The organism is Marinobacterium mangrovicola, from assembly GCF_004339595.1.
Lineage (GTDB): Bacteria > Pseudomonadota > Gammaproteobacteria > Pseudomonadales > Balneatricaceae > Marinobacterium_D > Marinobacterium_D mangrovicola.
In genome coordinates, this window is record NZ_SMFU01000007.1 from 1,254,099 (window position 1) to 1,268,798 (window position 14,700).

A 14,700-nucleotide genomic window follows, 5' to 3' on the forward strand; every position below is an offset into this window, starting at 1 on the left:
CCGCGACTTAGCTCGACTTCAAGGGCGATGTTCAACGCATCGCGAAAAGCTCTTGATGGACGTGCTTGCTCGGCAACCCATGCCGGGTAAAATCCTCGCGCAGGAAGTTACCAAAGGCTGCCGGTCCACAGAACCAGAGGCTCGCCTCGCGCCACTCTGGCACCGCGGCCCGAATCTGTTCCGGTGTCAGGCGCCCTTCGCTGGGAGTCATCCGAATATGTAAGCGAACCTGCGCGGCCTCTGCAGCCGCAGTCAGCTTGTCGAACGCCGCCTGCTCATATTCAGCACTGACATGAAACAGATCCACCTCGCGACGCTCCCCTGACTGCGCCAGCTGTTCCAGTTTGGCGATAAACGGGGTGATGCCGATTCCCGCGCCTACCCAGATCTGGCGCTCAGGCCGATCACTGAAATCAAAGCAACCATAAGGCCCCTCTACGGAGACCGGCTGACCCACCTGCAAGCGGGTTCTCAGCTGCCCTGTCCAGTCGCCCAGTTCCTTGACGATAAACCGCAGACCCGGCGCCTCCGGGTTCCAGGCGGAAGCGATCGTGTAAGGGTGAGCCCCTTCATTGTTTTCGGAAGTTACAAAGGCAAACTGCCCCGGTTTATGACCCGGCCAGCCCTTTTCGAGCCGGATGAAACCCTCGTTCATTTTAAGGGCGGGATAATATTCGAGGTGCTCAAGAATACCCGCGACTTTGCGCGAATGGCCCACTCGACCAGTGAGCACGATAACCGCCGCGATACTGCCGCCCAGCATCAAGAGTGCCATCACCACACCCACCGGCTGGAGCCAGTAGTCAAAGGTGAGCAGCACCAGGCTGTGATAAACCAACGCCAGATACGCCAGGGCCAGCAGTTTGTGAGTTTTTCTGAACCAGTGGTAAGGGAAGGAGTTAACCAACGCCAGAATGATTAAAATCGCCGCCGCGTAAAACACCCATTCACCGATAGTTTCGGCAAGGCCCCGCTGGCTGTTCAGCCACTGCTCAAAGGCCGAAAGGGACGGCTCACCAGCGGCGTTATGCTCGGGACGGCTTAGCCAACCCCAGCCGACCATCCACTTGGTTCCTTTTCCCCACCACCAATGCACAGTCGAGAAAACCAGGCCACCGATACCCAGCCACTTATGCAGCCGGTACATTTTGTCCAACCCATCAAGTGGAGGCTCCACCCACTTGGGCCTTAGCGCCAGCATCATCGCCAGGCTCATCATGCCCATGCCAACTACGCCCGTATACTGAACGAACACAGTGCGGAACGAGAAGTAGGTAAAAGGGTCAGGTAACAGGGTATCTGCCAACAGCCAGAGGCCACTGAGACCCAGTAAAACCAGCCAAAACACACGCTGAACATTCTTCATAACGCCTCCACTACAGGCGGGTTCCTTTGCTCTGGTATCGATGATAATGCCGGTGCTGAGGAGGGTCTGTGCCCTGCGTCAGGCTTTCTCTTATTTATTATTGTTCGCTAATAAAGAGATAACTTGCTACCGCCAAAGCTGGCGTATAAATCTGTTCGAGAGCCTCATAGGTCTACCCGGCTTTTGACAATCCGGGGTCTTGCAGTAACGGCAAGAAAGGGCTGTTAAAGCTGAGTTTATTCAGCAGAAAAGCGGCCTGAGGGATGCCAGGGAAAAGAGAGTCTATTTAGGGCTCTCAGGTGAGTGGCCGCAGAAACGTTCCCGATGCTGCCCAGGCGTGAGCCCAGTGTGTTTCTGAAACATCCGCCGAAACGCACTGACATCCTCATACCCTACCTGCCAGCCCACGCGCTCTACCGTCGTTGCGGTGTTTTCCAGCATTTCACGGGCCTTTTGTACGCGCTGATGCTGCAGATATTCTGCAGGCCGCATACCGGTCGCCTTTTGAAAACGGCGGATAAAGGTACGCTCGCTCAGGCTCGCGACCTGAGCCATTTCCCCAACACTGAGCGGCTGCCCATACTCCCGGTGAATATGGTGCTGAACCATCAATATCGGCTTGTCACTGTGATCGAGCACAGGGATGAAGCCGCGATAATAGCTTTGCTGTCGCGTGCCGGTATCGACCAGAAGGAAACGTGCCAGCGCCTGCACCACCGTCGGCGGGACGTAGCGCCCAATAAGATGCAGCCCCAGATCCATCCAGGCCATGACACCACCCGCGGTGACCAGATCAGAATCTGCCAGCAACAGTGAATCGGTATCCAGCTCTACGTCTGGATAGTATTTACGGAAAGCCCCTTCTAGCTGCCAATGGGTGGTTGCTGTGCGCCCCTCGAGCAGCCCCGCCTGCGCCAACAGAAATGAGCCGGCACAGGCTGAACTGACAACCGCTCCTCTCTGATGCCAGCCTGTCAGCTGCGCACAAAGCTCAGGATGCGGCTCAAGATAAGCCTGGCCCGCCAGTATTGGCGGCACTATCACCAACGACGGGGAATCCGCATGAGTATCCAGAGCCGTGAGCTCCCCTTCCTCCAACTGCCAGCGAGATACCTCGAAGCTGAGCTCTGAACCCTGCTGCATCTGCGCCAGTATGCGGTTAGCACTCTGAAAAAGATCGATCAGTCCATACACCGCCGACTGAGCGGTGCCGGGGATCATCAGCACCGCAACCTGGATACTTTGGCTCATGTCAGTATTTGCACTCTTATTGTCAGTTCTGCCATCGATGCAGGCTAACAGCTACGGATAGCATTAGCGACATAACTCAACCGGAGAACACCATAAGGAGAGCACTATGAGCAAAACCGCCCTGATCATCATCGATATGCAGAACGACTACTTTGCCAAGGGTAAATGGCCGCTGGAAGGCATCGAGTCGGCAGCCGCCAATGCCGCCCGGGTTCTGGCCGACTTCCGCGAGCGCGGGTTACCGGTGATTCATGTCCGCCATGAATTTACCTCCAGCGAGGCTCCGTTTTTCACCCCCGGCAGTGAGGGCGCAAAGATCCACGACAACCTGCTGCCGGCTGAGGGAGAGTTCCAGATTCTGAAGCACGGCGTGAACAGCTTTAAGGACACTGAACTCCAGACATTGCTGCAGCGGGAAGGTATTACCAATCTGGTGATCGTCGGTGCGATGAGTCATATGTGTATCGACGCCGTCACCCGAGCCGCCGCTGACCTGGGCTACGCGAACACCCTGGTACACGATGCCTGCGCCACCCTGGATCTGGAGTTCAACGGTATCAAAGTCCCCGCGGCACAGGTGCATGCCGCCTTTATGGCCGCATTGGCCTTTGCCTATGGCGAAGTGATCAGCACAGAGGAGCTTCTGAACATGGCAGCCCAGCGTTAAGCCTGGTCGTCATTTAAACCTAGCCCATCTATACGGATGGGCACATTACGTTTATGAAAACCGAGTTTTATCCCAGTTAGATGGCTGTAAATAGCGGCTTTTCTACTCGGGCGTGACGACGATCATTCACGGCCCCGCGTTCCCATATCGGTTGCCGAAAGACGATGTCTTAGCCTAAGGATCAATTGTGGCACCTGTTCCCGCTACCTAGACTTGCTTGTTCGCGATAGGTCGACCCAAAGGATCAGAGCCGACATGAGCAGTACCGATACATATAAAAAACAGCACAAGCCGCGTTCCGCATTCAATACCCGTACCGAATACCTGGAGCATGAGCTGCAGGTGATGGCGCCCAGGCGCTGGCGGCCTAACCTTCCGTTCCGTGACTACCGCTTTGAATTTGAGGACTGGGTACCGGCCATGGCCGCCACGATCGGCAAGATCGTGATGGTCGCGGCCGTGGTCGGTGCCTTTGCCGCCCCTCTGGGTCTGTCACCAGAGTTTGTGGTGGAGAACTCCCGCTTCGAACTGCTGATCGCCGCACTGCTGTTTGTGGTGCTGGTCTCCGGATTCCTTAACCCCACCGCTAACCTGGCGGGTACACATGGCCCACTGATCCCGCTGATTCCGCTGATCGTTGCTTCCGGTGGCCACCCGATGGCGCTGGGTATCTTGATCGGCGTGTTCGGCTTTATCCTCGGTATCACCAAGGGCGGCAGCCTGCTGGCGAAACTGACCAGTAACGGGGTTTGTGGCGGATTGCTGCTATATCTGGGTTTTATCGGCATCACCAGCCAGATCAGCAAGCTGTTCGCCTGGGCGGAAAGCTTCGATATGGCCTATATCGCCTTCGTGATCATTATCAGCACCATCCTGATGTACGCCTGGCTGGAGCACATGAAGCTGCGCTGGCTGGCGATTCCACTGGGTTCCGTGCTGGCTGGCGTGATCGCCTATGCGCTGGGCGCGCCGTTCGAATTCAGCACCGAACCGGGTATTCCGAACATGAATCCCGCCTACTGGTGGGGCGAGGATACCGGTTGGCAGCTTGGCCTTCCCTCTTTTGAACACTTTGTGGCGGTGGCGCCGTTCGCGGTGCTGGCGGTAGCGATGTGGTCACCGGATTTCCTGGGACACCGCGTGTTTCAGGAGCTGAGCTACCCGCCGAAGACCGAACGGGTGTTGATGAATATCGATGACACCATGGTATCCACCGCCGCACGCCAGACCGTAGGCAGCCTGCTCGGCGGTGGCAACCTGTCATCGTCCTGGGGAACCTACATCGTACCGGCAGCGATCGCTCGCCGTCCGATTGCCGCGGGTGCGGTGCTCACCGGCCTCCTGTGCGTGGTTGCAGCGATCTGGGGCTACCCGATGGATCTGGCGATCTGGCAGCCAGTGCTGAGCGTGGCACTGGTGGTTGGCGTGTTCCTGCCGCTGCTGGAAGCCGGTATGCAGATGACGCGTGAAGGCAAAACCACCCAGTCGGCGGCTATTGTTATCTTCTCTTCCGCGCTGGTAAATCCGGTATTTGGTTGGTCGCTGACAGTGTTGCTGGACAACCTGGGCCTGATCGGCTGCAAGGAGCGTGGCAAAACCCTGGGTCATACCGGTCGCTGGATCATTCCGGGCCTGACCTTCGGTATCCTTTGCGCGGTGATGGCCGGTATCGGCATGTTCCCGGGTATTCCGCCACTATTGAGCGCGTTTCAGCACTGATAGACACTGATAAACGCATAAAAAAGGGCCGGCGTTCTCTGAGCGCCGGCCCTTTTTACTCATCAGCCTACTCTTCTCTTAGCCGCTGAAACTGGCGATACAACAGCCAGCCACCCCAGCAGAAACTGATCAGCATCAGGATCACGCCAATGGCGAACCACTGCTGAGCGTAGCTCTGCGCCTTGTCCAGCGTCCCGCTCATACGCAGCAGGTTACCCCAGTCGTGGGACTCTTCTCCCATGCCCATAATCAGTGGCAGGGATCGATACTTGGCATCGGCAATATAGGGAGAGACATCGATAAAGTTCTGCCCAGACCACCAGAGCATGATCGACGCAGCGAAGTTATCGCGACGCTGCAGGATAAACGCGAGCATCAATCCCAGCGGCATCAGCACCTGGAACAGGCTGCCACCAAGAAACATCATAAAACGGCCAAAGGGGCTGAACAGCACATGGCCAAATTCATGAAACGGCAGGTTAACGCTGTGCAGAAAAGAGCCGCCGATGCCCTGCCAATCGATACCACCGAGAATGAACGACCAGCCCCAGAAAAAGAAGGCCACGTAGATCAGCGCCTGACCGGCGAAACTGACCGAGTCCACCTTTTCCGGCTCTGCCGCCAACCGTCTCAGCACCCGTTTCCAGATCGGAAGGACCGGCTCGATGATGAAGCTGTCGGGTTCCTCCAGCGAGGTCGCCTGATTCTCAGCGGTACCTAGCTCTTCCTGACGCGCCTTCCACTTCACATAGGCGATACCGCAGTTAGGACAGACACCCTCCATCACATGGCTGTCTTGTGGTTGACGCTCATATCCGCAGTTAGGGCATTCCATGGGGTTGCTGCCACTCCATTTATGGCCAGTGATCTCACCAGGGAGAGGATACAGTTATCGACGCCATATCGGCCATTGCTTAATAACCGGCCGGGAATACTACTCCGCTATTCAGGCAAAAAAATACGAAACCGGCGTTTTAGCCTGGTTTCGCAGGGGAAGGTAAAACTGGGGAAATAGTGCGGGAGAACGCGGGGCTGAGAACACTTACCCCGCGTTGGTCGTTCAGTCGTTGAAGATCTTATTCAGCCTTGCGCTGCTCCGCGATCCAGGCGCCGAGCTGCGCTCTTTCCTCATCGGTCATGCCGGTTTTATTGAGGAACGGCATATCGTGGGTCAGCACCGAACGCGCCTCGATACGATCCATCCAGCGGCTCACCTGGTCGGCGGTATCGAACATCACGCCTGAGGGTGCCACGGTGAACACATCGTCGCTCGGTGTGGCGCTGTGGCAGGCGCTGCAGCGGGTCTGCACCAGCGCCACCGCTTCGGCATCGCTCATCACCGCACCACTATGCTCGGCCATTACGCGCGGAGCCGGACGCACCACCAAAATCAGTATGCAAAACGCCAGAAACGCCGATATCAGAATCCAGGGTTTGAACACACCCTGATGACGCAGGTTGAAGAAGTGACGCGCCCAGGCACCGATCAGCGCCAGCGCACCCAGGATCAGCCAGCCATAATCATGCCCGTAGGTCATCGGGTAATGGTTGCTGAGCATAATGAACAACACCGGCAAGGTGGCGTAGTTGTTGTGCGTAGAGCGCAGCTTAGCCATCAGCGCCGGTTTGGGGTCGGGCGTCACACCACGTTTGACCGCATCCACCAGACCACGCTGGGCCGGCATGATGCCGAAGAAGACGTTTCCGGCCATGCAGGTGCCGATCAGAGCCCCTACATGGATGTAGGCCGCGCGATCACCGAACACCTGGCTCAGGCCCCAGGCGATGGCGGTAATGATCACCAGCATCACCAAGCCAAACACCAGGCCGTGATTCACCAGCGGAGAACGGCAGGCCGCCTCATAAATGATAAAACCGCCCAGCAACGTCGCGACGCTGATACCGATCGCCTGCCACTCGGTCAGATCCACCTTGCCGGGATCAATCAGGTAGCTGCTGGCTCCCACGTAGTAGAGCAGGCTCATCAGCAGCGCGCCGGTGATCCAGGTGGAGTACGCCTCCCACTTGAACCAGTGCAGATGCTTGGGCATCGATTCCGGCGCCAGCTGATACTTGGCGATCTCGTAGAAACCGCCACCGTGGATCGACCAGAGGTCGCCCTTGATCCCCTTGTCCTTTTTCCACTTCGGCGGCTCTTCCAGTGAGTTATCCAGCCAGACGAAGTAGAAGGACGCACCGATCCAGGCGATGGCCGTGACCACGTGCAGAAACCTTAGCAGCAGGTGCAGCCAGTCATACAGATAGGCGGTGAGTTGAGCGTCAATCACTTATGAATCCCTCCTGTGGGCGATCTCTCCCATGACCCAGGTGGTATCGATCAGCCGATCGTCGCCCAGGGTGTTGAGTACAAACAGTGTTTCAAACAGCGAACGGCAGCGTTCGGTGCGGAATTTAAGGAACGGCGTGGCATGAAGATCGATGCAGATGAAATCCGCCTCGCAGCCCGGTTCGAAGTTGCCGATGCAACCTTCCAGATCCAGCGCGCGGGCGCCGCCCAACGTCGCCAGATAGAGCGCACGAAATGGATCCAGCTTCCGGTTTCGCATCGCCTGCACCTTGTAGGCGTCGGCCAGGGTCTGGAACATGGAGAAACTGGTACCACCGCCCACATCGGTGCCCACACCCACCTGAACGCCCTTTTCCGCCAGGCGCTCCAGCTCGATCAGGCCGGAACCCAGGAACAGGTTCGACGTGGGGCAGTGAGCGATGGCGGAGCCGGTCTCGCTCAAACGTTCACAGGCGTCATCACAGAGATGGATACCGTGGGCGAAAACGCTACGCTCCGACAGCAGGCCCGCCTGGTCGTAAACATCCAGGTAGTGCTTCGACTGCGGGAACAGCTCCGCCACCCAGGCACACTCCTCCACGTTTTCCGCCAGATGCGTGTGCATGTAGACGCCGGGATACTCCTTCAGCAACTTGCCGGCCAGCTCCAGCTGCCTGTCCGTGCTGGTGGGCGCAAACCGCGGCGTTACCGCGTACTGCAGACGATCCACGCCGTGCCAGCGTTCGATCAGTGCCTTGGAGTCGGTATAGCTCTGCTCCGCTTCATCACAGATAAAATCGGGCGCGTTGCGGTCCATCATCACCTTGCCAGCAATCATCCGCAGGCGGCGCTTCTGCGCTTCGGTGAAGAAGGCGTCCACCGACTCGGGATGCACGGTGCCAAACACCAGCGCCGTGGTGGTACCGTTTTTCAGCAGCTCCTCGAGGAACACCGAAGCGATCTCGCGACCGTAGGCCTCGTCACCAAACTTGCTCTCCACCGGGAAGGTGTAGGTTTCGAGCCACTCCAGCAGACGCTCGCCGTAGGCGGCGATCATCTCGGTCTGCGGGTAATGGATATGGGTATCGATAAATCCGGGCAGAATCAGGTGATGGCTGTACTCATGCAGCTCAATCGACTCGGGCAGCTCGGCTGACAGCTCTTCGTAACTACCGGTTTTCTTAACCCGGCCGTCCTCGATCCAGAGAATGCCGTCCTCGATATAACGCCAGGCTTCATCGCCGCTCAGCGCGGGATCATCGATAAAATCGAGGATCGCGCCCCGGATCACTTTCTGTTGCGGACTCATCCGGCAAGAATCTCCGCTATGCCGGAGAGATCAACGTCCACCTGTTCTGGCAGTTCCGCTTCGTCGCAGTTGGGGCCTTCGCCACCGCGATCGATCACTACAAAGTCGCTGACGTCGTTCAGCGCCAGGCAGAAGTGATGCCAGGTGCCGCGCGCATAGTTCACGCCCTGGTCTGGGCGGGCAATGAAGGCCTGCAGCTTGCTGGCATCAAACTCACCGGCGGGCGCCACAACTACGAGATAAGGCTCAGTGCCCATTGGGATAAACGCCTGGGACGACAGCGGATGACGCTCCATTATCTTGAGGCTCAACGGCAGCGGCAGAGGCTTGGAGCGGAAGATGCTCACGATCGCCTTGCCCTCTTTCTCGCTCAGGTCGAGGTCGGCCAGATCGTGATGACGTTCGGTATTGCCGTAGTTGATGATCATCGGATCAGCGCCCGTTTCAATCAGATCACCATAGGGTGCGAACGCTTCCGCCGTCAGCGGCATGGGTTTAAGTATCATCGGTATCTCGTTGAATCTAATGTTGGTTTTTATCAGCTGCCACGATAGGTGGAATACCCGAAGGGGCTTAGCAGCAAAGGTATGTGGTAATGCTCGCCGCCGGCGGCAATCATAAATTCGATATCCGCACGGGGATAGAACATCGCGCCGCCCTGGGCGACGAAATAGGGTTCCAGCTCAAAGCGCATGCGGTAACGACCCGCTGGAAGGTCTTCACCCTCGGGCAACAGATCCGCCACGCGACCATCATGGTCGGTCTCACCTGCAGCCAGTGTTTCCCAGCTGTCGCCCTTCATTACGGCCAGGGCCAGGGCTACGCCTTCAGCGGGGCAGCCTCTGGCGGTATCGAGAATATGGGTGGTGATCTGGCTCATGCTCACTCCTGCTCCGCTAACATTTTTTCCAGACGCAGGCGAGTAATCTTGGCCTGCTCCCCGGCGGCGATATTCAGTTCGGTCATCAGGTCGTTGCCAAGACGGGCCTGTAGCAGCGCCAGCATCTCCTCGGCGCTTTTACCGGTGGCGCAAACGATAAAGATAAAGCCAAAGCGCTGCTCATACTCCGTATTGCCATTCGCCAGCGCCTGCAGCACCTCATCGCCGGCCATCGAGGCGCCGGACTGCTCCCCCGCTGCCAGCTGCTTGGTGCTGGCATATTTTTTCTTCAGCGAACTGACATCGCCGATCTTCGGGTGACCCTCAAAGGCTTCCAGGTAATCGGGCATGGACAGTCCGGCCCAAACTCGCTCTGCCGTTTCAAACAGCGCCTCAGCATCCGCAAAGGGGCGCGCCTCAAGCATCTGTTCGATCCAGCGGGTTGCAACACAGCACTGGCCCAGTGCGTTTTCACACTCGGCTGCCGGTAGCTGGTTGAAGGTTTCAAGCTTCATGTTTTACATCTCTATCCTGGTCGTCGGTATTGCGCTCGTTGCTCTCTTCGACGCTGAACGCCTGTTTCAGGGTGCGCCAGTCGATGCCGGTGGAGACCGTCTTTTCAGGCAGTTCATTCTGATACAGACCGATAATCTGCGCTGCAATGGAAACGGCCACCTCCATGGGCCGTTTGCCGCCCACTTCGGCCAGTCCCACTGGACATACCATCCTCTCGATCTGCCCCTGGTCAAAACCACGATGCTCAAGCCGCTGACGGAAACGTCGCGCCTTGGTAGCGGAGCCGATGACACCGAGAAATCCGCTGTCGCCGCGCTTCAGGGCAGCTTCGGCCAGCTCAAAATCAAGCTGATGGTTGTGGGTCAGAACCAGCATATACGCGCCGGGGGCTGCGGTTTCGACCTCTGCCACCGGATCATCAGTCATGCAGGTAGAGATATTGGCGGGAACCTGTTGCGGCAGCATGTCGTCGCGGTTATCGATCCAGCGAACCCGCAGCGGCAAACCAGCCAGCACCGGGATCAGCGCCTTGGCCACATGGCCGGCGCCGAACACCAGCATCTCTTTGCCCCTGGGTGCGAAAAACTCAAACAGTACCGAGACCTGTCCGCCACAGCACTGGCCCAGGGTTGCACCCAGCGGGTATTGCTCCAGAATCTGGGCATCCTGCTGACCAAGCAGCAGTTCCCGGGCGCGCTGAATCGCCTTGAACTCCAGATGGCCGCCACCGATGGTGTCGTAGCTTTGCTCCGCAGTAACCAGCATTTTGCTACCGGATTCCCGCGGCGTGGAGCCACGGGTGCCGATCAGCGTGACAATAACGTGGGCGTCGCCGCTGCGTTGAAGCTCAGCCAGTGCCTCACCCCAGACGTTCATGCCTGACCTCCCGCCTGCGCAGACTTCCGTGTTTCCATCACCGCTTTCAGCACCCGCTCCGGCGTGGCCGGCGTATCCAGTGCGGGACTGACATGGTAATCGGCCAGACTGGCGATGGCGTCACGCAGAGCGGACCAGACCGAGATCGCCAGCATAAACGGGGGTTCGCCTACCGCCTTGGAGTGATAGACGGTCTCCTCTTCGTTATCGCGCTCAAACAGCGCCACGTTGAAGCGTGGCGGCGTATCGCTGATCGCCGGGATCTTGTAATTGGCCGGGCTGTTACTGGTCAGCAAGCCCTCAGCGTTCCACTGCAGCTCTTCGGTAGTCAGCCAGCCCATACCCTGGATAAAGCCGCCTTCGATCTGCCCCAGATCCACCGCCGGGTTCAGGCTGCGACCCACATCGTGGAGGATATCCACGCCAAGCACGCGGTATTCCCCGGTCAGCGTGTCGATCACCACCTCGGATACGGCAGCGCCATTGGCAAAGTAGAAGAACGGCCGCCCCTTTGCCTGCTCGCGGTCATACCAGATCTTCGGCGTGCGGTAGTAACCGGTGGCTGACAGGGAAATACGGTGAAAATAGGCAAACTGTGCCGCTTCCGGGAAACTCATGCTCTCCTCTTCAGAAGCGCTTTCACCCCAGTAAATACGCCCGGATTCAAAGCGTACGCTCTCCAGCGCACAGCCTTTCTGCTCAGCGATACATTCACTGATCCGTTTCTTCAGCTCCAGCGCCGCATTGCGCGCGGCCTGACCGTTCAGATCGGTACCGCTGGATGCGGCGGTCGGAGACGTATTCGGCACCTTGTCGGTGCGGGTGGCGGTGATCTGAATCTCATCGATACTGACCGACAGCGCCTCGGCAACGATCTGCACCACCTTGGTATGAAGCCCCTGGCCCATCTCTGTACCGCCGTGGTTCACCTGGATGCTGCCGTCGGTGTAGATATGCACCAGCGCACCGGCCTGGTTCAGGTGTGGCATGGTGAAGGAGATACCAAACTTAACCGGCGTCAGCGCCAGGCCGCGCTTGAGCACCCGGCTGGTTTTGTTCCATTCAGTGATCTCGGCGCGACGCTTACGGTAGTCGCTGCTCTCTTCGAGCTCGTCGATCAATTCCGGGAGTGCGTTATGCTCAACGGTCTGATGATAGGGAGTGAGATTGCGCCCCTCCCCGCCGTAGAGATTCAGCTTGCGCACATCAAGCGGATCACGACCCACGGCGCGGGCGATATCGTCCATGGCGCGCTCGATAATCATCATCCCCTGGGGGCCGCCAAAGCCACGAAACGCGGTATGGGAGACGGTATTGGTCATGCAGCGGTGGCCATCGACACTGACATGGGGAATGAAATAGGCGTTATCAGCATGGAACATGGCGCGATCAACGATGGCGTCAGAGAGATCCGGGGAATGACCGCAGTTACCGGTGACAACAATCTTCGCGCCCTGGAGACGGCCCTGCAGATCGAAGCCGATCTCATAGCTGTTATAGAACGGATGGCGCTTGCCGGTCATCGGCATATCGTCACAACGCGGCAGGCGCAGCTTCACCGCCTTGCCGGTTTTGCGCGCCAGCAACGCCGCCATGCAGGCCCAGGGCGCGCCCTGGGTTTCCTTGCCACCGAAACCGCCGCCCATGCGACGCATATCCACGGTGATTCGGTTAGCCGGCACGTCCAGTACTTCGGCCACCAGTTTCTGTACTTCGCTGGGGTGCTGGGTAGAGCTGTACACCAGCATGCCGCCATCTTCGCCCGGCACCGCCAGTGCCGCCTGCCCCTCGAGATAGAAGTGCTCCTGGCCGCCGACATGCTGCTCTGCACTGAGTTTGAGCGGCGCATCTTCAATGGCGGTTTTCTCATCGCCACGCTGCAGATGGTGCGATGGACGCACAAAGGACTGCTCCTTCAGAGCCCTGGTGACATCCAGCAGTGGTTCGCGGGATTCGTAATCGATTTTGGCTTTTGTCACCGCACGACGCGCCTGCAGCTCAGTTTCGGCAGCCACGACAAAGATCGGCTGGCCGGCGTATTTGATCTCGTCCGAAGTGAGTAGCGGATCACCGGGGAATACCGGACCGATATCGGTGTGTCCGGGGATATCGGCAACTTCCAACACAGCGATCACTCCCTCACTGCCTCGCACACCGCTAAGATCCAAACTGCGGATATGGCCACGTGCTATTCGGCTGTAACCCACAGCCGCGTGCAACGTTCCGTGCGGCGTCACGATATCGTCGACATAGGTAGCCGCGCCGGAAACATGCTTGCTCGCACTTTCATGGGCGCGGGCAACACCGGTGGCGCCAGCGGGTTTGGCCTTATCAGCCACTGGATTCATATTACGCATACTGCACCACCTCCAGCGGCTCTTGGGTCGGGTTATTCTGCTCCAGCACGGCGCGCAGCAACAGGTTCTGCGCCACCATCAGCCGGTACTCGCCACTGGCGCGAACATCATCGATGGGGCTGAAATCACTGGCCAGTGCAGTTTGAGCCGCCTCAACACCCTCTTCGGTAAAAGGCTTGCCGATCAGTGCCTGCTCGGCCTTGATCGCCCGCGCCGGAGTTGCCGCCATGCCGCCAAAGCCGAGGCGCGCATCGGTCACAACACCGCTACCATCGATACTGAGGGAAAAAGCGGCACAGACGGCGGAAATATCATCATCCAGACGTTTCGAAATTTTGAAGACGTAAAGCTCACGTTCCGGCTGCAGGGGAATCTCAATCTGTTCGATAAAGCCCTGCTCCGGTAACGCGGTCTCGCGATAGCCGGTAAAGAACCGGTCCACCGGAATCGCTTCACAGTGGTTACCGCTGCGGGCATGAATTTTTGCGTTCAGCGCCAGCAGCACCGGCGGTGTATCACCGATTGGCGATGCGTTGGCGATGTTGCCACCGATCGTGCCCTGGTTGCGGATTTGCAGAGAACCCAGGCGCTCCAGCAGATCGGCAAAGGCTGGAAAGTGCTTGTGCAGCAACGGCTCGGCGTTGCTGTAGCTGACACCGCCACCGATCAGCAGGACATCGTCTGCTTCCCTGATCTCAGCCATCTCGGCGACGCGACCGGTATTGATCAGCACCTCAGGCTGCTGCAGCTGCTGGGTCACACTCAACGCCAGATCGGTGCCACCGGCAACAAGCTTCGCCCGCGGGTAGGCCTGTAACAGGGATGCCAGCTCGTCGCTGGTCGAGGGAATATAGAAGCGATGATCGCCCTGGGTAAGCGATGCGCTGGGCGCGTCTTTAACGATCTGGGTTAACTGCTCACGCACCCGAACTTCCGTATCGGAGAACTGATCCTTTGCCCCCTTGCCCGCCAGGCTCAATGCAGAATCGATAATGGGCCGATAGCCGGTACAACGGCAGAGGTTTCCAGCCAGGGCTCGTTCCACATCGGAACGTGAAGGCGTATCGCAGCTTTTATAGAGTGCGAACATTGACATGATAAAGCCGGGCGTGCAGTAACCGCACTGGGAACCATGCAGATCCACCATCGCCTGCTGCACCGGATGCAAAGCGCCACTCTGTTCAAGATGTTCAACGGTAAGGAGTTGCTTGCCGTGCAGCGTACCCACAAAAGTGATGCAGCTGTTCAGGCTGGTATAGCGCAGCTGACCGCCAGAGGGCTCGGCAACCACCACGGTGCATGCGCCGCAATCCCCTGACGCGCATCCCTCTTTGGTGCCTGTGCGCCCCTTATTGGTGCGCAAAAACTCCAAAACGGTCAACTCCGGGGAGCAGTCTTCGAGACTGACTAACTCATCATTCAGAAGAAAACGGATCATCCCACCACGGCCCCACTGTTATAAGAAATCGACT

At 58.2% G+C, this 14,700-nt stretch carries 13 protein-coding genes; 2 read left to right on the plus strand and 11 right to left on the minus strand.

What is annotated here, in order from left to right:
* Positions 1–31 precede the first annotated feature (31 nt).
* Together CLV83_RS06645 and CLV83_RS06650 are read right to left on the minus strand one after the other, a co-directional pair.
* The gene (locus CLV83_RS06645) at positions 32–1,366 is read right to left on the minus strand and encodes a ferredoxin reductase family protein (RefSeq protein ID WP_132289223.1); all 1,335 of its coding nucleotides are present in this window, start codon (positions 1,364–1,366) and stop codon (positions 32–34) included.
* 282 nt (positions 1,367–1,648) lie between these two features.
* The gene (locus tag CLV83_RS06650; protein WP_132289226.1) at positions 1,649–2,617 is read right to left on the minus strand and encodes a GlxA family transcriptional regulator; all 969 of its coding nucleotides are present in this window, start codon (positions 2,615–2,617) and stop codon (positions 1,649–1,651) included.
* 106 nt (positions 2,618–2,723) lie between these two features.
* Here CLV83_RS06650 and CLV83_RS06655 point away from each other — a divergent pair, with 106 nt between their 5' ends.
* Together CLV83_RS06655 and CLV83_RS06660 are read left to right on the plus strand one after the other, a co-directional pair.
* The gene (locus tag CLV83_RS06655) at positions 2,724–3,284 is read left to right on the plus strand and encodes a cysteine hydrolase family protein (protein WP_132289229.1); all 561 of its coding nucleotides are present in this window, start codon (positions 2,724–2,726) and stop codon (positions 3,282–3,284) included.
* A gap of 255 nt (positions 3,285–3,539) precedes the next feature.
* Positions 3,540–5,003, plus strand: a complete 1,464-nt coding sequence (locus CLV83_RS06660) for a DUF3360 family protein (protein ID WP_132289232.1) — start codon at positions 3,540–3,542, stop codon at positions 5,001–5,003.
* Positions 5,004–5,070: 67 nt separating this feature from the next.
* Here CLV83_RS06660 and CLV83_RS06665 read toward each other — a convergent pair whose 3' ends face one another.
* From CLV83_RS06665 to xdhA, 9 genes are all read right to left on the minus strand, one after another.
* Positions 5,071–5,838, minus strand: coding sequence for a hypothetical protein (locus tag CLV83_RS06665; RefSeq protein WP_243642300.1), 768 nt, complete (start codon positions 5,836–5,838; stop codon positions 5,071–5,073).
* A 241-nt stretch (positions 5,839–6,079) separates the two neighbouring features.
* Positions 6,080–7,291: a urate hydroxylase PuuD gene (locus CLV83_RS06670; protein WP_243642301.1), complete on the minus strand. Its 1,212-nt coding sequence runs from the start codon at positions 7,289–7,291 to the stop codon at positions 6,080–6,082.
* Positions 7,292–8,599 (minus strand): guanine deaminase, encoded by a 1,308-nt coding sequence (gene guaD / locus CLV83_RS06675; protein WP_132289235.1) that lies wholly within the window; start codon positions 8,597–8,599, stop codon positions 7,292–7,294.
* Positions 8,596–9,105 carry an ureidoglycolate lyase gene (locus tag CLV83_RS06680; RefSeq protein WP_132289238.1) on the minus strand — a complete coding sequence of 170 codons (510 nt, stop codon included), beginning with the start codon at positions 9,103–9,105 and terminating at the stop codon, positions 8,596–8,598. Before CLV83_RS06680 ends, guaD begins: the two co-directional genes overlap by 4 nt.
* Positions 9,106–9,137: 32 nt before the next feature.
* The gene (uraH, locus tag CLV83_RS06685) at positions 9,138–9,479 is read right to left on the minus strand and encodes a hydroxyisourate hydrolase (protein ID WP_132289241.1); all 342 of its coding nucleotides are present in this window, start codon (positions 9,477–9,479) and stop codon (positions 9,138–9,140) included.
* Positions 9,480–9,481: 2 nt separating this feature from the next.
* Positions 9,482–9,994: a 2-oxo-4-hydroxy-4-carboxy-5-ureidoimidazoline decarboxylase gene (gene uraD, locus CLV83_RS06690; protein ID WP_132289244.1), complete on the minus strand. Its 513-nt coding sequence runs from the start codon at positions 9,992–9,994 to the stop codon at positions 9,482–9,484.
* A complete protein-coding gene (gene xdhC / locus CLV83_RS06695) occupies positions 9,984–10,871 on the minus strand; it encodes a xanthine dehydrogenase accessory protein XdhC (protein ID WP_132289247.1) in 888 nt (295 codons plus the stop codon). Before xdhC ends, uraD begins: the two co-directional genes overlap by 11 nt.
* Positions 10,868–13,219, minus strand: a complete 2,352-nt coding sequence (xdhB, locus tag CLV83_RS06700) for a xanthine dehydrogenase molybdopterin binding subunit (protein ID WP_243642333.1) — start codon at positions 13,217–13,219, stop codon at positions 10,868–10,870. Before xdhB ends, xdhC begins: the two co-directional genes overlap by 4 nt.
* A gap of 1 nt (position 13,220) precedes the next feature.
* Entirely contained in the window at positions 13,221–14,666 is a 1,446-nt protein-coding gene (gene xdhA / locus CLV83_RS06705) for a xanthine dehydrogenase small subunit (RefSeq protein WP_132289253.1), read from the minus strand.
* Between the last annotated feature and the right edge of the window lie 34 nt (positions 14,667–14,700).